This window comes from Oceanobacillus jordanicus, assembly GCF_022095695.1.
In the GTDB taxonomy this organism is placed as follows: Bacteria; Bacillota; Bacilli; order Bacillales; family Amphibacillaceae; genus Oceanobacillus_B; species Oceanobacillus_B jordanicus.
The window spans coordinates 24,757-42,985 of the sequence record NZ_JAIFZM010000014.1; the positions used below are offsets into that span (position 1 = coordinate 24,757).

Here is an 18,229-nt window from a genome sequence, read left to right on the forward strand (position 1 = left end):
TTATGCCGATATTAAAGCGTAGCAGTTTATCGCGATGCAACCGTCCGTAAGACTCCCACTTCAAAACATAAAGTAAAACGAAGATGTTTAAGTAGGAGTAAACGGACTAACATGCCGATTCGTTCAACTAACAATTAGTGGGGGAAGAATGAAAACCCCCACTGATTGAAGTTTCACTTTATAGGGAGACGTGTCTTGTCGACTATTCATTTTGGTGATTTGATTGTTCTCCTTCTATTTCTTCAAGCTTTTGTTTATCCTCTTTAGGGATAATTTCCTTATTCTGATCTGGTTCTTGTGGCTGATGATCGTTAATTGGGAAGTCTGGCATATATCTACCCACTATAGCTGCTAGTTCATCTACAACTCCATGTACTGGGTGACCTTGTTGTATCTTGTTTCCCATCCCACGAATCCGTTCAGTTATGTCAGCGTCTGCTACGACGATGGCTGATTTACCGTATGGATCATGATAAAGGGCCTCTAACACGGAATATTTTATTGTGCCGACACGTGAACGGTCTAAATCTTTATCCACATCAATTCCCACAACGGCATAGGGTCCTGCAACAACAGAGGCAGCATCGTTTACATTTGGTACATCACTTGCAATCTTAGCCAGATGGGTTGCAATTTGGCTATTATTTAAATTCTTTTGCTCTGCGGGATCAGAATCTTTTACTTGAATATAACGATTGCTGTCGTCCTCTGAGGCAAGCGGCTCTTCTTCCGTCTGCTGACATCCGAAGGTGAATAATAAACTTCCCAATACGAGAAGAACAAACGGTAGCTTCAACTTAACTCCTCCTCATAGTTCTCATACCGTTATTTTGCTTGCAATCCAAAAAAATATACAACGGAAATTTCCGTTGTATATAAATTAATTGATTATCGTATTTAGATGAGAGACACTCCCGAAAGGAAGGGAAGGGATGAAACTGTATTATTCAATCACAATTTTAGAAATATGTTTAATTGGATCTTCGCGATTTGAACCATCTTTAAAATATAAATGGACGGGGCCGTCTTCTTTTAATGGTTTTCCGTCAACGGCAAATAAGAAATAACTATCTTTAAGTGCATCAAGAGAGATTTTAATCTCTTTATCTCCGGCTAGCAAAATAGCGCTTTCTGCTGATTGTTTCGCTTCTGCGTTTGCAATAAAGTCTTCAAGCGGCATGACATAAGAGTTTGTTAATATTTTTTCGCGTTCAAACTTTTTTATGCTTGCATTCACAGGGGGCTTAATATTTTGTTGATAGACTTCCCTGTCCCATCGCTTAGAAGCTCTTTCAAGCTCGTTATCATTTTCCTGTATTTCCTGCTTTTTATTAAATGCTTCCTCAAGTAATACTTTACGATCATCAAATATCCAGACTGTAGGATCTAATGTTATCGAATAGGTAACGTTTCCACTGATTGGTACAATCATTATTTTCACCTCTTTATATGTATCTTGTATAAGGATAGCAGAGATAAAAAAGAATTTCACTTTATTAGTTTAAAATTATATAATTTTATTTGCATTTTTTCGGGTGTAACGATAATATAATATAGAAGAAAGTCTTTTAGTGGAGGGGATATATTTGATGCCTGAGGTGACTGTTAATCATCGTGAAAAAGCCTATGCCCTTCTTAAGGCTGATGCTGATAAAATTTTGCGACTAATAGAAGTTCAAATAGAAAATCTAACAATGCCACAGTGCCCTTTATATGAGGAAGTCCTTGATACCCAAATGTTCGGACTTTCCAGGGAGATCGATTTTGCTGTGCGTTTGAACTTAATCAGCGAGGATGAAGGTAAAGCACTTCTCGAAAATCTAGAGAGGCAGCTTAATATACTGCATGAAGCTGCACAAAACTCTGTGTAATATCAGGGTTTTGTCGTTAGAGCACTTATAAAACTTTGCCTGCGTGTTTACCGGCAAGGTTTTTTTGTACTTTTTAAGCAACCGTTTTGCTAGCTAAGCGATCCATTTTAATTATAAGAGTATAACGAGGCTTTCTATTATTAAATTGGTAGCATAAAAATTGAGCAAAATGGGAATATATTAGAATCTATTGTAGTTATACTAGATTACCCAATTCCCTTGAAATGGTTCTTTACTTTTAAATTATGTTATAATGATAGAATATTCGATGGCGTTCATTACCTTATATTGGGGAGAAGCAAGATGTTACATAGACTTAGAGATTACGATTTTATTTTAATTATTACACCATTACTATTAGCTGCTTTTGGCGTGGTCATGATTTATAGTGCAAGTATGGTCACCGCAGTAGTAGAGGGTCATGAAAGTACATATTACTTATTCCGTCAGTTACAGTGGTTCAGTTTGGGGCTTGTCGGGTTTATTTTCTGTAGTATTTTTCCATATAAATATTACCATAAGCTTATGAAGCCTATTGTACTAGTTATTATCGGTTTATTATTAGCCGTGCTTCTATTTGGAGATGTTCGAAATAATGCTAGATCGTGGCTCTCTCTTGGGTTTATTAACCTGCAACCTGCTGAGTTTGCTAAATTGGGATTAATTATGTATCTTGCTTCTGTCTATTCCAAAAAGCAGGAATATATTAATGACTTTAGCAAGGGTGTCCTCCCCCCACTGATTTTAACCTGTATCATCTTAGGGTTCATTGTAATGCAACCAGATATAGGAACTGCTTCGATTATTTTTATAATCGTAAGCACAATTATTTTTAGTTCCGGTATTCGCTATAAACATTTAATGCTATTAACAGTTGTGGGTGTAGGGATCATTCTCCTTGCGTTGCCTTATATGGTGACAGATGAAAGAATAACGCGATTTACTGGAGCATACCAACCCTTTGAAACACCCGATACTGACGGTTACCATCTCATTCAATCCTATCTAGCCATAGGGGTTGGTGGTTTAACAGGGGAAGGTCTTGGGCAGAGTGTCCAGAAACTTGGGTACTTAATGGAGGCACACACAGACTTTATTATGGCTATTGTTGCAGAAGAACTTGGGTTTATTGGTGTACTAATTGTTATTGGAATGCTTGCCTTAATTGTACTCCGTGGCATTTTTATCTCTCGTAAATGTCGAGATAGCTTTGGAGCACTTCTCGCTTTGGGGGTTTCTTCCATGGTAGGTATTCAAGCCTTTATTAATTTAGGCTCTATTAGTGGAATTCTTCCGATTACTGGTGTGACATTACCATTTATTAGTTATGGTGGTTCATCTCTGTTGGTTCTAATGATTTCGATGGGGATTTTAAATAATATTGCTAAAAAAGTAAAACAACAAGAACAGCAAGATGTTAATCACAATCAAGCACATGATCACTCTACTGGCAAAAGAAATTCATCTCATTTTACTGGAGGAGGAAGAAAATGGCAGAATCAAACCAGATAAACAAAGTATTAGTCGCAAACAGAGGGGAAATCGCAATACGTGTCTTCCGAGCCTGTACGGAGTTAAATATTCGAACGGTTGCTATATATTCGAAAGAAGACACAAGTGCTTATCACCGTTTTAAAGCGGATGAAGCTTATCTGATTGGTGAAGGAAAAAAACCAATTGATGCTTATTTAGATATTGAAGGTATTATTGACCTGGCAAAAGAGGTAGGGGTAGATGCCATACATCCGGGTTATGGATTTTTATCAGAAAATATTAAGTTTGCAAAGCGCTGTGAAGAAGAAGGAATTATATTTATTGGTCCTACCAGCAAACATTTAGAAATGTTTGGAGATAAAGTGAGGGCACGTACACAGGCTATACAAGCCGGATTACCAGTAATTCCAGGTAGTGATGGCCCAGTAAATTCACTTGATGATGTGGAAGCTTTTGTAAAAGAACATGGTTATCCTATTATCATTAAAGCCTCGCTAGGTGGTGGCGGACGTGGTATGCGGATTGTTCGTAATAATCAAGAATTACATGAAGCGTATGACAGAGCTAAGTCAGAAGCGAAGGCAGCATTTGGAAATGATGAAATCTATGTTGAGAAATTGATAGAAAACCCGAAACATATTGAAGTTCAAATAATTGGTGACCAACACGGTAATATTGTCCATCTTTATGAAAGAGATTGTTCTGTACAGCGGAGACATCAGAAAGTAGTAGAGGTAGCGCCAAGTACGTCCCTAACTGAAGAAATTAGACTGGAAATATGCGAAGCTGCTGTTAAACTATCCAAAAATGTGGACTATGTTAATGCAGGAACAGTAGAATTTCTTGTTACTAACAACGCATATTACTTTATAGAGGTTAATCCGCGAGTACAGGTAGAGCACACCATTACTGAATTAATAACTGGCTTCGATATTGTACAAACACAAATCAAAGTAGCTGAAGGAAAGAACTTACATGAATCAGATATCGGGATCCCGGCTCAGGAAGAAATTAAGACAAACGGCTATGCAATTCAGTCGCGTGTAACAACAGAGGACCCACTGAATAATTTCATGCCAGATACTGGGAAAATTATGGCGTACAGAACTGGTGGAGGATTTGGCGTAAGACTCGACGCAGGGAATGGTTTCCAAGGGGCGGTTATATCGCCACATTATGATTCGTTATTAGTTAAAGTCTCGACTTGGGCTCTAACTTTTGACCAAGCTGCACTCAAAATGGTCAGAAATTTGAAAGAATTTAGGATACGCGGAATAAAGACAAATATCCCATTTCTTGAAAATGTTATACAACATCCCAACTTTCTTTCTGGGGAGTACAATACTACCTTTATTGATGAAACACCTGGGCTGTTTGTATTCCCTAAGCGTAAGGACCGTGGAACAAAGATGCTTAGCTATATTGGTCATACAACAGTCAACGGTATAGAAGGAATGCAGAAAAAAGAGAAACCAAACTTCTCTGAATTAGTAATACCTAAAGGATACAGTCAAGCATCTACTGGAAAAGGGACAAAGCAAATTTTAGATGAACAAGGACCAGAAGGACTTGCAAAATGGATGAAAGAGCAAAAAGAAGTATTGTTGACAGATACAACATTCCGAGATGCACATCAGTCCTTACTCGCTACAAGGGTGAGAACGAAGGATCTGTTGCAGATTGCTGAACCAACTGCTGCATTACTTCCGAATTTATTTTCTGTGGAAATGTGGGGGGGAGCGACATTTGATGTTTCTTACCGATTTCTTAAAGAAGACCCATGGGATCGACTTTTAAAGCTGCGTGAGAAGATGCCTAATCTATTATTTCAAATGCTTCTTCGTGCAAGTAATGCAGTTGGGTACAAAAATTACCCCGACAACCTTATAAATGAATTCGTAGCTAAAAGTGCTAACGCTGGTATTGATGTTTTTCGTGTCTTCGACAGCCTGAACTGGGTAGAAGGGATGAAGCCGGCTATTGAAGCAGTGCGAGAGACAGATAAAATTGCCGAGGCGGCCATGTGTTATACAGGGAATATTCTTGATAAAGGCCGTTCGAAATATGACCTAACCTATTATAAAAATCTGGCAAAAGAGCTTGAGAGCGCAGGTGCACATATACTCGGAATTAAAGATATGGCTGGTCTCCTAAAACCTGAAGCTGCTTATCAACTTATTTCAACGTTGAAGGAAAGCGTCGACCTACCTATCCACCTTCATACACATGATACGAGTGGGAATGGAACATTTATGTATGCTAGGGCAATAGAAGCTGGGGTAGATGCAGTAGACGTGGCAGCAGGTTCAATGGCTGGATTGACATCGCAGCCGAGTGCTCAGTCTCTCTATCACGCATTGGAAGGGACGAGCAGACAGCCGAATTTGGATATCGAAGCATATGAATCATTGTCCCAGTATTGGGAAGGTATCAGAGATTTCTACCAGGATTTCGAAAGTGGAATGAAATCACCACATACAGAAATTTATGAGCACGAAATGCCTGGAGGACAATATAGTAACTTAAAGCAACAGGCAAAGGCGGTTGGCTTGGAAGATCGTTGGAATGAAGTGAAAACGATGTTTAGACAGGTAAATGATATGTTCGGAGATGTAGTGAAAGTGACACCTTCCTCAAAGGTAATTGGCGATATGGCATTATTTATGGTGCAGAACAATCTAACCGAAGAGGAAATATATGAACGTGGTGAATCCATTGATTTCCCTGAATCTGTTATCGAGTTTGCCAAAGGTGATATTGGGCAACCATACCAAGGCTTTCCTAAAAAATTGCAAGATATTATTTTAAAGGGTAGAAAAGCAATTGAAGTTCGTCCAGGCGAATTGCTTGAACCAGTTGACTTCTCAAAACTTAAAGAGGAGTTGTTTAATAAACTGGGAAGACAGGTTACCAGCTTTGATATGATTTCCTATGCGTTGTACCCGAAAGTATTTATGGATTATTATACTTTCTATGAAAAATACGGTAACATGTCTGTCCTCAATACGCCGACTTTCTTCTATGGTATGAATCTTGGAGAAGAAATCGAGGTAGAGATAGAGCAGGGGAAAACGTTAATTGTCAAGTTAGTATCGATTTCAGAAGCGCAAGAAGATGGCACACGCGTTGTCTATTTTGAGTTAAACGGACAAGCAAGGGAAATTGTCGTCAAGGATGAAAACATTAAATCAAAATTAGCTGTAAAGCCAAAGACAGATAAAAGTAACGACAAACAATTAGGCGCCACAATGCCGGGAACAGTGATTGAAGCTATGGTGAGTAATGGAGATAAAGTGGAAAAAGGGGATCATCTCCTACTTACAGAGGCAATGAAGATGGAAACAACTGTTCAGGCTCCATTTGATGGAGTAGTCAAAAAAGTTTATGTTTCAAGTGGGGATCCAATTGCGGTAGATGATCTGTTAATAGAGTTTGAATAGATATGCATATAAAAGTGCGGCAAAGATCCGATTGGATTCTGCCGCACTTTTTACATGGTTTTCTTTGTGGAAGTATTGGCTTGTTCTTTTTCATACTTTGCACTTCTAGTTGCTTGTAGTACAAAATAACTTATCATTCCGAAGAAACACGATATGATGAGTGCGTGGAGAAGTGCAATTCCTAAATTTAATACAGTAAAAATTATCATAGCGCCAGTAAACACTTGTAAGGAAATAAGTGAAAAGGCGGCGATCCATCCCCAGAACATCACCTTTTTATCCCTGTAGTGACGAATCATGCGAATGGTGAGCGTTAAGGTCCAAAGGAATAATAAACCCGCGGCAAGTCGATGGCCCATTTGAATCCATTGCTCTGTACTGTATAAATTAAAAGCAAATGGTGAAGCATTTGTACAGAAGGGCCAACTCCCGCAGACCAAGTTTGCTTCCGTATGGCGAACGAGTGCACCTGTATAAACAACACAGATAGTGTACACAGTGAGTAGGTAAAATTCAATACGGTGCTTCTTTTTAATAAATAATGACCTAGCATCAAATTTCTTATCAATTTCAAAGATGAGAAGCGTCAAAAGGAATACAGAAGCGAATGAGACAAGTGAAATTCCGAAATGGGCAGCCAAAGCAAAGTCAGACTGGCCCCACATAACTGCAGCGGCACCGATCAACGCTTGTAAAATAAGGAAAAAAACAGACATAGCAGACAGAAACTTTACTTCTCTTATGTTCCCTAAATGTTTCCATGAGAGCACAGCTAACAACACGACAGCGATCCCAACAATTCCTGATACCATTCTATGGCTTAATTCAATGACGAGTTCAAAGGAAATGTTGGTGGGAATAAATTGACCCTCACATAAAGGCCAGCTCTTTCCGCATCCATCACCAGAATCTGTTTTCGTTACAAGTGCACCACCTAGAAGGATAAGCAGCATTCCAATCGTAGCTATAAGGGATAAGCTTTTTAATGTTTTAATCATCTTTCAACCCCACTTCATTATGGAAAATAGTTATAGTTTTGTTATATATGTAGAAAATTGTTCCTGAATTCAATCCGACATAATGACTATAGGAGTAAAAAGGTAAAAAGGTGCCGGACACAATAGCTATCGTACCATGAATAGACTGTTTTTTCACTTAGGATTAATAAAAAACCTTGCATTGTTGTTCGTTGTTTGCTAGAAATAAACTAGATGATTTTCTTACATATACATAGTTTAACGTGATAAACAGCTAATAGGTAGCCAACTTCACAATGATTTGAAAAGGTAATCTTTTGAAAGCCTTCTCACAAGTTTCATAAAATTGTCACATAAATTATACCCTGTTAACTGTAAAATAATGTTGAAGTTATTAGATTGTTATACCATTCCATGATACAATAAAAATAATGGTCTATTACAATTTAAGAACTCTGATAGAAAGAGTGAATGGCTATAAAGTGCCATCTAACTGGAATATGAAGGGGGGAGACAAAATGGATAAAATAGAGACAACATCTTCACCAGAAGTAGCCACATTAAGTGTATCTAATAAAAAAAGCCATGTTACATTTGCTGATGTAAAGGCACTAGTTAAAGTAGGAATTGTTAATTCAAACTTAATCACTGTATTCACTGGGTTTTGGTTAGCCCTTTATTTTACAAACACCCCTTTTATGGCAAAATGGGATGTTTTCCTACTAACGATAATTGGAAGCACACTTGTAATTGCCGGTGGTTGCATACTAAATAACTGGTATGATGTAGATATTGACCCCAAAATGGCTCGTACAAAAACGAGACCTACCGTAACCGGAAACATATCTTTAAATATAGCATTAGCACTAGGAATAATATTCTCAGTTGTAGGATTTAGTTTGTTAATGTTCACCACACTAGAGGCAGTCTTATTTGCCTTCATGGGTTGGTTTACGTATGTAGTGTTATATACAATATGGTCAAAAAGAAGGTACACACTAAACACTGCTATTGGCAGCTTCTCAGGAGCCGCACCGCCGTTAATTGGTTGGGCAGCAGTAGATCCAAGTTTCCATGTCGTGCCATTTGGCTTTTTCATTATCATGTTTATTTGGCAAACACCACACTTTCTTGCATTAGCTATGAAAAAATGCAAAGAATACAAAGAAGCCGGTATTCCGATGTTACCGGTCGTAAGAGGTTTTGAGATCACTAAACGGCAAATTGCAATTTATATTGCCTGCTTATTACCACTCCCTTTTTACTTGGCTGAATTAGGAACTGTATTTATTGTAGTAGCTACCATTCTAAATATTGGTTGGCTTGTGCTCGCAATAAGAGGTTTCTTTATGAAGAATGATCTTAAATGGGCAAATATGATATTTATTTATTCGTTAAATTATTTGACAATTCTATGCCTTGTTATGGTATTGGTAACCATTGATTCACCGTTTAGTTAGTTATTGTCCTTTATAATAAACATATATAAGGAAACAACAAGAGGAAAGAGAGGTATAAATAAATGATAGGTTGGATGGGAAAAAGAAAACCTTTATTTCTTTTCGGTATGCTGGCATTGCTTCTTGCTGGCTGCGGGAAAGAGAATCTAACGGCTTTCGAACCAAAAGGGTATGGCGCTGAGTCATCCATGAATCTAATTATTCTTTCGATAATTATCATGGCGTTTGTTTTAGCTATTGTATTACTCGTTTATGTCATTACATTGGTTCGCTTTCGTAAAAAGAAGGGGCAGGAGAATTTCATTCCAAAACAGGTTGAAGGAAATAAAACACTGGAAACTGTTTGGACAGTAATTCCAATTATTCTAGTGCTAATCTTAGCCGTGCCCACAGTAGTGGCAACTTTTGACCTAGCTGATAAATCAGAGGCACAAGATGGCATCAATGTAGAAGTAACCGGGAACCAATACTGGTGGCACTTTAATTATCAAGGTGATGAAGTGCAAACAAGCCAGGATTTATACATTCCTACTGGCGAAAGAGTTTATTTAAACATGAAATCTTCAGATGTTATTCATTCATTCTGGGTTCCAAGTATATCTGGAAAAATGGATGTTAACCCTGAGAACGTAAACACAATGTATCTTGAAGCACATGAAGAAGGCGTTTATTGGGGGAAATGTGCTGAACTATGCGGCCCTTCTCACTCACTTATGGACTTCAAAGTAATAGCAGTTAGTCCAGAGGAATACGATCAGTGGATTTCTGACATGCAAAGTGTTGATCCTGAGGCTAATCCAGAAGATGCAGTAGCTCAAGATGGAAAAGCATTATTTGAAGAGAAAAGCTGTGTGGCTTGCCATGCTATTGGATCTTCTCCAAATGCAACTGGACCAAACCTTACAAACTTCGGTGACCGTACCAAAATTGCAGGGTACCTTGAGCCAACAGAAGAAAATCTAGTTAAATGGATAACGGACCCTGAGTCAGTTAAACCAGGGAATAAGATGACTGGTAACTATCCTGACGTTTCAGAGGAAGAAGCAGAGCAAATTGCTGCTTATTTACTGCAGTTAAGTCCTTCTGATATCACCACTGAAAGCGCAGGAAACTAGAAGAATACAGAACAAATACGGGATGGAAGATGTAAAAGGGAGGTTTATAATTTGAGTATTGCAGCTGCTCAGAATAAAGGATTTCTTGCTGCCGTGTGGGATTACCTAACAACAGTTGACCATAAGAAAATAGCAAAGTTATATCTATTTGCTGGTGGTTTCTTTTTCCTGCTAGGCGGACTTGAAGCTTTGTTTATACGTATACAATTAATAAGCCCGGAAAATGATTTCCTTACTGCTGGCTTGTATAATGAAATGATTACAATGCATGGAACAACAATGATATTTCTTGCTGCCATGCCATTGTTACTAGGTTTAATGAATGCCATCATGCCTTTGCAAATTGGGGCACGTGATGTAGCATTTCCGTTTTTAAACTCATTGGGATTTTGGTTATTCTTATTTGGTGGAGTCTTGCTTAACTGCAGTTGGTTTTTAGGCGGAGCTCCTGATGCAGGTTGGACTTCGTATGCACCATTATCGATTCAATCACCTGGACATGGTGTTGATTTTTACATAATGGGACTGCAGATTTCCGGTGCTGGAACCTTAATAGGTGGTATTAACTTCCTTGTTACGATTGTAACGATGAGAGCACCAGGAATGACATATATGCGTATGCCGTTATTTTCATGGACTACGTTTGTGACAAGTGTATTAATCTTGTTTGCTTTCCCAGCATTAACAGTAGGGTTATTCCTACTAATGTTTGACCGAATGTTTGGTGCGGCTTTCTTCGATGTTACGCTAGGAGGAAACGCAGTCATTTGGCAGCATCTATTTTGGATTTTTGGACACCCTGAAGTATATATCCTGATTTTGCCTGCATTTGGTATCTTCAGTGATATAATCTCAACTTTTTCAAAAAAGCGGTTGTTCGGTTATACGGCAATGGTATTTGCTACCATCCTAATCGCATTTTTAGGATTTATGGTATGGGCCCACCACATGTTTACAGTTGGGCTTGGTCCTGTTGCTAACGCTATTTTCGCAATTGCTACAATGGCGATTGCAGTACCAACAGGTATAAAAATCTTTAACTGGCTAGGCACAATGTGGGGAGGAAGCATTACTATTAATTCGGCAATGCTTTGGACACTTGCATTCATTCCATCCTTTACTATTGGTGGTATGACGGGTGTAATGCTTGCATCTGCAGTAGCTGACTACCAGTACCATGATACTTATTTCGTGGTAGCTCACTTTCATTATGTAATTGTTGGTGGGGTAGTATTTGGAATCCTTGCTGGGTTGCACTACTGGTGGCCAAAAATCTTTGGTAAGATATTAAATGAAACATTAGGTAAATTATCTTTTTGGCTGTTCTTTATCGGTTTCCATTTAACGTTCTTTATTCAGCATTTTCTAGGACTAATGGGTATGCCTCGTCGTTATTGGGTATTCCTAAAAGACCAAGGACTGGATACAGGAAACCTTGTAAGTACCATTGGTGCTTTTCTAATGGGTGTCGGTGGATTGATTTTTGTCATTAACATTATTTATACAAGTGTGAAGGGCGAAAAAGCACCTGCCGATCCTTGGGATGGTCGTTCGTTGGAGTGGGCAATTCCATCTCCACCACCATTCTACAATTTCAAACAGACTCCACTTATTCGTGGGCTAGATCCATTATGGATTGAAAAAACGGAAGGTAAGGGTAAAATAACCCCAGCAGAACCTCTTGGCGATATTCATATGCCGGATGCTTCTATCTTACCGTTTATAATGTCATTTGGATTTTTCATAGCAGGATTCGGTTTTATCTATCAGGTTGACCATAAAGGGTGGTTGGCAGCAATATTCGTTGGAATGGGAACAGCATTAATTTGTATGCTAATTAGATCTCTGAAAGATTACCATGGCTTCCATATCCACAAAGAAGAACTCGAAAGGGAGGCTGACTGATATGAGTCATGATCATTCCTTAAATCCAGAAACAATGCCACAGGAACCTGAAAAGGCTACACTGGAAGGTAAGAACAAATTTTTGGGGTTATGGTTTTTCCTAGGCGGAGAAACTGTCCTATTTGCTAGCTTATTTGGTACGTATCTTGCCCTAAGAAATTCTACAGCTGGTGGGCCTGCAACGACGGATTTATTTGGTCTAGAACTTGTCTTCGTTATGACGATGTTGTTACTGACAAGTTCTTTGACAAGTGTTTATGCGATGTACCAGATGAAAAATAACAATTTCAAAAAAATGCAACTATGGTTGGGGATCACTGCCCTTTTAGGTATGGCCTTCCTTGCTTGCGAACTATATGAATTTTATCATTACATTCACGAATATGAATTTACTTTCCGTTCCTCAGCGTTTGGATCTGCTTTTTATACGTTAGTTGGTTTCCATGGAGGCCACGTAGTTTTCGGTCTTAGCTGGCTAATTGTATTAATGGTCCGAAATGCAAAAAGAGGACTAAATTTATACAACGCACCAAAGTATTATACCTTTAGTTTATACTGGCACTTTATTGATGTCGTTTGGGTATTTATTTTTACTGTTGTATACTTAATGGGAAAGGTGGGTTAACCAATGGCTGACAACATCGATACCAATAAGGTTAATTCTTTTCGCAAACAAAAGAGTAAGGATGAAATGAAAAAACAGCTTATCTCCTTTGCGCTGATGATTGGTTTTACAATCATAGCGTTTGGAATCGTAGCTACGGATGCAATCGACAAAATGTTCGTTGTTCCCTTGCTACTTATCCTAGCTGTCGTACAGGTTGCATTTCAGTTTTATTACTTTATGCATATGAAGGACAAAGGACATGAGTTACCTTCCATGATGATTTACGGTGGTATATTTGCTGCTTTATTAACCATTGCGGCACTTAGTGTTATCGTATGGTGGTAGGCTATAATTTTACAGCGGATGAATATTTAAAGGCTGGGAGAAATCCCAGCCTTTTCTTTTAGCTTATAATGTACCACAAGATCTACCTCACTAGAATACGGGGTTAATTAATAAGACCTCTGTTTTGTATAACGTGGTGGATTTATAAAGGCTTTCGTTTTAAAATCGTCACATTATAAGCGTGTATCTTACTAGATAATACGTTATAATGATAGGGATAAACTTAACTTTATGGAGTGGGTAAAGATGTGGCTTGAACTTCAAATATTTGGCTTCCGAGCATTATGGAGTCCTTACTTTTTCCTGTTTGTGTTAGGACTAGCTATTGCATACTTTGTCATAACAGGGCCCTACCGTGAGAGGTTTGGTGGGCATGACAAACCAACTAGAAAACAACAGGTGTTTGTTTATACTGCCTTGGCTCTTTTATACATTGTAAAAGGATCACCGATCGACTTATTAACACATATTATGCTTTCTGCACATATGGCACAAATGGCTATATATTACTTAGTGTTTCCTATCCTCTTAATTAAAGGGATTCCTGCGTGGATTTGGAGAAAAGTTGTTTATTTACCAGTGGTGCGTCCTGTACTCAATTTGCTGACGAAACCGATTATTTCGCTGTTATTATTTAACACGTTATTTTCTGTTTATCACATGCCAATCGTGTTTGATTTTGCTAAAACTTCGCAAATCGCACATACCACAATATCACTTACTATTTTGGTAGCTGCATTTATCGTCTGGTGGCCAATTTTATCACCATTAAAAGAAGCAAAATCGTTACGACCCTTAGTTAAAATTGGCTATATCTTTGCTAATAGTGTACTGATTACACCAGCTTGTGTGTTAATTATATTTGCTGATCATACGTTATTTGATACATATACCCAGGGTGGTGCTTGGATACAGGCGATGCAACTTTGTGTACCTGGAGATGTTATTCAGGGTTTGAGTGGACAGCTGTCAGGACCTCAGATGTTTTCCGATATGAGCCCATTAGAGGATCAGCAATTGGGTGGTATTATCATGAAAATTATGCAAGAAATTACGTATGGGGTTATTCTTGCACGAATCTTCTATGGTTGGTTTAATGCCGAAAGTTTGAAAGTGGACCCTATTCCAGCGGAAACACAAAACTATTAATACTGACTATTTGAGTTAATTATGGAAAGGAATTTTGAATTATGCCTTTTTTACCTACAATAAGTACATTTTTCATCGTATTAAGTGCTATTTTAGTGGCATTTGGTTGGAGATTTATAGTGAAGGGAAAAGCTGCAACACATAAGAAAACCATGATTGCAGCTGCTATTAGTGCCTTAATATTCTTTATCATTTATGCGTCTCGGACTGTTTTTGTTGGAAATTCAAGCTTTGGTGGTCCAGAGGAGTTAGAAATTTATTATACGCTGTTTCTAATTTTTCATATTTTCCTGGCGACTTCTGGAGCGATATTTGGGATCGTAACACTAACGCTTGCATTTAAACGGAAAATAAAGAAGCATAGAAAAATTGGACCGGTTACAAGTATTATTTGGTTTTTCACAGCAATAACCGGTGTGATGGTCTACTTATTGCTTTATATATTTTATGATAGTGGTGAAACTACCAGTATGATAAAAGCGATATTAGGATCTTAATCTATTATTGTGAAAATGATTATAAAAACAGACTATAAAAAAGTGAGTACCAGTTAACTGGACTCACTTTTTCTTTTTACACTATACTTTGATATTCCACTTAATAATCCCTGCTTCTTTGGCTGAGTTAAAAGCAATTACAAGTAATGGCCCAATTATAAAGCCGAGAATTCCCAACAGCTTTAATCCAATAAACATAGCAATTAAAGTTGCTAATGGTGAGAGACCAATGTGTCGCCCCATTACTTTCGGTTCGACGATTCTCCGGATCGCTAGCAGTATGATAGCTAAAATAGATAATTGGATACCAGTTGAGACATCTCCTGCAAGTAGCATGACCAATGCCCATGGGCCCAATACGATTATGGAACCGATTATAGGAATAATATCGACAATCCAAATGATGAGTGACATCACGATTGCTACTTCCGGTACGATTATAAATAAACCGATTAGGGAACCTACGAGAATAAGCAAACTAACAAGAAACTGGGCTTTAAAGAAACCAAGAATAACGCTCGCAAGTCGTTTATTCATAAAGGATACTTTTTCAGCGGTCTCTTTTGTCATTAAATTATACGTTTTTGCTTTTAAGATTGGGAGCTCAAGCATAAATAGGAACAATGCAATCAGATATACGAGAAGACTGATTAAGTACTGTGGTACTTGTGCTACGATCTGAGCAATTCTGTCTAGGGTAATCTTTTCTTTTGCAGTAGTACTCAAGTTAACAAGGTTCTGTTCAATGCTGTCTGAAACTTGGTTAACAAATTCAGAAGGAAGGTCGTCTGTGTATTGCTCTAGATCCGTTTCCCAATCTTTATAAATTTCGTTTAGTTTATTAAAGTGGGATGGAACGTCCTCAGCAAAATTCACGACCTGTGTTACTGCTTTTGTTACAATAAATGTTCCAGCTACTCCTGCTATTAGAAGAAAGAGCAAGAAGATAATTGTAACAGAAGCTTTTCTGCTAAGTCTAATTCTCTTTTGAAATAAGCGAACCAATGGGTTTAAAATGAGTGCTGTAATAAAAGCAACCACTAATGGAATAGAGATTGGCAAAATAAACATAATTGCAATTACCAAAATAATTCCAAGAATAATTAATGTCCAATGGTGTTTTTTAATATTTCGCAGCAACGGTATACGATAGCTCCTTTCAATACAGCTTAATATGTATGGTTATTAAAAATATAGCACTAATTCGTTATTTTGAACAGATTTAAAATGAAACTTCAATCAGAGGGGGTTTTGGTTCTTCTCCTACTGATTGTTAGTAGAACGAATCGGGGTGTTAGCGTCCGTTTACTCCCACTAAAATCTCACGGTTTCACTTCATGTTTTGAAATGGGAATCTTACGGACGGTTGCACCGGGGTAAAAATAAATTACGGACGGTTTATTCTTTTCTAACTTTCCAATGTATTTGGTATAGATCGGTAAAAACCAACTACTATTATTCAGTAGTTGGTTTTTACATTAGTTTTTATATTGATCTAATTCTTCTTTGACTTTCAACACAATACTTTTAGCGCGTTCCACTAGGTTTTCTGGGAAATTTTCATTCTCACCATATTCAACACCATGTGGATAATAATGCTTCCCAAGCAGTGGGGTCATCAATTTGATTACGGCATTACCACGATCTACATCGCCTTCCGTTGCATACCCTTGTAAGCGAATATAGTATGTAACATTTTTTTCTTTGGAATCTACTCTGTAATCATAGGTGACACGGTCATAATCCCATTGGCCTGCACGTACAAAAGCATGTTTTGCAGTTAAGTGATCCAGTGGTTTTAAATCAATTAGTACGTCTTCAAATCCAGTATTTTCGATTCTCAATTTCGTTCACCTCACATATTTGTCCTCATTAAACTATAATAATATGAAATGGTATAAGTTGCAAGGGATGTTGATCACAATGGTTTCGTTTTCAATAAGTAGCTTTTTTGAATAGATTATTCATGTAAAACGTGTTAAATAATAGAGAAACAAGAATGGTTTCTATTTCTTTCTCATATAGATAGTAATATACAAGATAGGAGGGGTCGCTATGCGCTTCGTTCGTATAATTGCAGCACTATTATTAATCGCTATGATTGGATTCTATTTTATCGAACAATCTGATAGATCAGTGGAAACGAGCACAAAAGACGTAGAAGATAATTTTGCAAAAGGTAGAGAAAGTTTGCTTAAGTCTAAGGTGGTGCCTGAAATGCCTGTTCTTACCAATGGTGGGGCACTGTTTCAATGGATAGGTGAAAATACAGAAAACTTAACAGAACAGCTTGGTGAGCCATTAAGAAAAGATAAAAGTGCGTACAACTATACGTGGTGGATTTATTCAGACGAGAAGGATCAATATATACAATTTGGTGTGGAGGAAGGCGCAATCCAGACAGTCTTTGCTACGGGAGATGGTATTGATATAGGTCCCCTAAAGATTGGACAATCTCGCCAAGACGTCAAGGAGGCGTTAGAAACGCTTGATAAGGATTTAGATTATGAAACAGAGGTTGCGTATGAAAATGGTATTTCTTCTTATCGCTTTCAATTGAAGGAGGAAGATTTAAGCAAACGGCCGCTCATCAAATTAGCAGACAATCTGTTCCTGCAAGCCTATTTTGACACGTTTACTGATCAATTATCTTCAGTACGAATACTAACAGGTGAGGTATTGCTACGTCATCGACCATATGGTCTCGAGTATCGAGGTGATTTGCCTGATGAACCTTCCTTTTCGAATGAGGAATGGGAAGAGATTGAAACAGGAATGGAGAAGCAAATTTATGATATTACAAATGTAATGAGGTCAAATCATGACCGGTCCGTTTTGAAAGAAGAAAATTCGGTCTCTTCAGTGGCTTTTACTCACAGCAAGGATATGGCGGAAAACAATTATTTTTCTCATTATAGTCAGGACGGTTCCGGTTTAAAAGAGAGACTAGCCGTTGAAGAAGTTTATTATACATCAGCTGGTGAAAACATTGCTGCACAATACCCTGACGCACCCTCTGCCATGTTAGGATGGTTGAATAGTGAGGGGCATAGGGAAGCTTTATTAAATGATGCCTATACCCACCTTGGGGTAGGGGTCTATCGTTTATACTACACACAAAACTTTCTCCAACGTCCTGAATAGACGTGAAGGAATCCAATTAAACGCAATTCAAAATGCTGGACGATAACTTTCATGCCATTAGCTGAAGAAAAAATCGTTTGGCATTTTTGCAGTAGTTTAAGATACATAATCAGTGAAGCCATGTAGTGGCCTACTTGAACTACTATAAATAGATATCATTTGAATTTCGCTTTCACAGTATCTCTAGAAGGACATAAAATATAGTACAGATGACTATATAGCTGG

The 18,229-nt window shown here is 37.9% G+C and carries 16 protein-coding genes; 11 read left to right on the forward strand and 5 right to left on the reverse strand.

Annotated features, from left to right (window positions below; genetic code table 11):
• Positions 1–202 precede the first annotated feature (202 nt).
• A complete protein-coding gene (locus K3T81_RS15035) occupies positions 203–796 on the reverse strand; it encodes a YhcN/YlaJ family sporulation lipoprotein (protein WP_106896547.1) in 594 nt (197 codons plus the stop codon).
• Between the two features lie 147 nt (positions 797–943).
• The gene (locus tag K3T81_RS15040; protein ID WP_106896548.1) at positions 944–1,432 is read right to left on the reverse strand and encodes a hypothetical protein; all 489 of its coding nucleotides are present in this window, start codon (positions 1,430–1,432) and stop codon (positions 944–946) included.
• Between the two features lie 157 nt (positions 1,433–1,589).
• On the opposite strand from K3T81_RS15040, the gene K3T81_RS15045 reads away from it, so the two are divergent.
• The 3 genes from K3T81_RS15045 (at position 1,590) to pyc (ending at position 6,805) form a co-directional block, all read left to right on the forward strand.
• Complete coding sequence (locus K3T81_RS15045; protein ID WP_036573332.1) at positions 1,590–1,871, forward strand: Fpa/YlaN family protein; 282 nt, start codon at positions 1,590–1,592, stop codon at positions 1,869–1,871.
• A gap of 303 nt (positions 1,872–2,174) precedes the next feature.
• Positions 2,175–3,383, forward strand: a complete 1,209-nt coding sequence (gene ftsW / locus K3T81_RS15050; RefSeq protein ID WP_106896549.1) for a putative lipid II flippase FtsW — start codon at positions 2,175–2,177, stop codon at positions 3,381–3,383.
• A complete protein-coding gene (gene pyc / locus K3T81_RS15055) occupies positions 3,362–6,805 on the forward strand; it encodes a pyruvate carboxylase (protein ID WP_106896550.1) in 3,444 nt (1,147 codons plus the stop codon). The genes ftsW and pyc overlap by 22 nt, the downstream gene beginning before the upstream one ends.
• 50 nt (positions 6,806–6,855) lie before the next feature.
• Here the strand turns inward: pyc and K3T81_RS15060 are convergent, their stop codons facing one another.
• Entirely contained in the window at positions 6,856–7,803 is a 948-nt protein-coding gene (locus tag K3T81_RS15060) for a COX15/CtaA family protein (RefSeq protein ID WP_238020831.1), read from the reverse strand.
• A 497-nt stretch (positions 7,804–8,300) separates the two neighbouring features.
• Between K3T81_RS15060 and cyoE the strand changes: the two genes are divergently transcribed.
• From cyoE to K3T81_RS15095, 7 genes are all read left to right on the forward strand, one after another.
• Positions 8,301–9,242 carry a heme o synthase gene (cyoE, locus tag K3T81_RS15065; protein ID WP_106896552.1) on the forward strand — a complete coding sequence of 314 codons (942 nt, stop codon included), beginning with the start codon at positions 8,301–8,303 and terminating at the stop codon, positions 9,240–9,242.
• 62 nt (positions 9,243–9,304) lie between these two features.
• Positions 9,305–10,357, forward strand: coding sequence for a cytochrome c oxidase subunit II (gene coxB, locus K3T81_RS15070; protein WP_106896553.1), 1,053 nt, complete (start codon positions 9,305–9,307; stop codon positions 10,355–10,357).
• Between the two features lie 51 nt (positions 10,358–10,408).
• Positions 10,409–12,262: a cytochrome c oxidase subunit I gene (gene ctaD, locus K3T81_RS15075; protein WP_238020833.1), complete on the forward strand. Its 1,854-nt coding sequence runs from the start codon at positions 10,409–10,411 to the stop codon at positions 12,260–12,262.
• Between the two features lies 1 nt (position 12,263).
• Positions 12,264–12,887: a cytochrome (ubi)quinol oxidase subunit III gene (locus K3T81_RS15080; protein ID WP_106896555.1), complete on the forward strand. Its 624-nt coding sequence runs from the start codon at positions 12,264–12,266 to the stop codon at positions 12,885–12,887.
• Between the two features lie 3 nt (positions 12,888–12,890).
• Entirely contained in the window at positions 12,891–13,214 is a 324-nt protein-coding gene (ctaF, locus tag K3T81_RS15085) for a cytochrome c oxidase subunit IVB (protein ID WP_106896556.1), read from the forward strand.
• 246 nt (positions 13,215–13,460) lie between these two features.
• The gene (ctaG, locus tag K3T81_RS15090) at positions 13,461–14,363 is read left to right on the forward strand and encodes a cytochrome c oxidase assembly factor CtaG (RefSeq protein ID WP_238020836.1); all 903 of its coding nucleotides are present in this window, start codon (positions 13,461–13,463) and stop codon (positions 14,361–14,363) included.
• Between the two features lie 41 nt (positions 14,364–14,404).
• A complete protein-coding gene (locus tag K3T81_RS15095; protein WP_106896558.1) occupies positions 14,405–14,860 on the forward strand; it encodes a DUF420 domain-containing protein in 456 nt (151 codons plus the stop codon).
• A gap of 81 nt (positions 14,861–14,941) precedes the next feature.
• On the opposite strand, the gene ytvI is transcribed toward K3T81_RS15095, so the two are convergent.
• Together ytvI and K3T81_RS15105 are read right to left on the reverse strand one after the other, a co-directional pair.
• The gene (ytvI, locus tag K3T81_RS15100) at positions 14,942–16,000 is read right to left on the reverse strand and encodes a sporulation integral membrane protein YtvI (RefSeq protein WP_238020843.1); all 1,059 of its coding nucleotides are present in this window, start codon (positions 15,998–16,000) and stop codon (positions 14,942–14,944) included.
• Between the two features lie 338 nt (positions 16,001–16,338).
• On the reverse strand, positions 16,339–16,704 hold the full coding sequence (locus K3T81_RS15105) for a YugN family protein (protein WP_036573307.1): 366 nt from the start codon (positions 16,702–16,704) through the stop codon (positions 16,339–16,341).
• A 211-nt stretch (positions 16,705–16,915) separates the two neighbouring features.
• On the opposite strand from K3T81_RS15105, the gene K3T81_RS15110 reads away from it, so the two are divergent.
• Positions 16,916–18,004, forward strand: a complete 1,089-nt coding sequence (locus tag K3T81_RS15110; protein ID WP_238020845.1) for a CAP domain-containing protein — start codon at positions 16,916–16,918, stop codon at positions 18,002–18,004.
• Positions 18,005–18,229 lie beyond the last annotated feature (225 nt).

Coding starts and splice junctions, on each gene's coding strand:
- K3T81_RS15040 (WP_106896548.1), bottom strand. CDS start 1,432: ATGATTGTACCAATCAGTGGAAACGTTACCTATTCGATAACATTAGAT.
- K3T81_RS15045 (WP_036573332.1), top strand. CDS start 1,590: ATGCCTGAGGTGACTGTTAATCATCGTGAAAAAGCCTATGCCCTTCTT.
- ftsW (WP_106896549.1), top strand. CDS start 2,175: ATGTTACATAGACTTAGAGATTACGATTTTATTTTAATTATTACACCA.
- pyc (WP_106896550.1), top strand. CDS start 3,362: ATGGCAGAATCAAACCAGATAAACAAAGTATTAGTCGCAAACAGAGGG.
- K3T81_RS15060 (WP_238020831.1), bottom strand. CDS start 7,803: ATGATTAAAACATTAAAAAGCTTATCCCTTATAGCTACGATTGGAATG.
- cyoE (WP_106896552.1), top strand. CDS start 8,301: ATGGATAAAATAGAGACAACATCTTCACCAGAAGTAGCCACATTAAGT.
- coxB (WP_106896553.1), top strand. CDS start 9,305: ATGATAGGTTGGATGGGAAAAAGAAAACCTTTATTTCTTTTCGGTATG.
- K3T81_RS15080 (WP_106896555.1), top strand. CDS start 12,264: ATGAGTCATGATCATTCCTTAAATCCAGAAACAATGCCACAGGAACCT.
- ctaF (WP_106896556.1), top strand. CDS start 12,891: ATGGCTGACAACATCGATACCAATAAGGTTAATTCTTTTCGCAAACAA.
- ctaG (WP_238020836.1), top strand. CDS start 13,461: ATGTGGCTTGAACTTCAAATATTTGGCTTCCGAGCATTATGGAGTCCT.
- K3T81_RS15095 (WP_106896558.1), top strand. CDS start 14,405: ATGCCTTTTTTACCTACAATAAGTACATTTTTCATCGTATTAAGTGCT.
- K3T81_RS15110 (WP_238020845.1), top strand. CDS start 16,916: ATGCGCTTCGTTCGTATAATTGCAGCACTATTATTAATCGCTATGATT.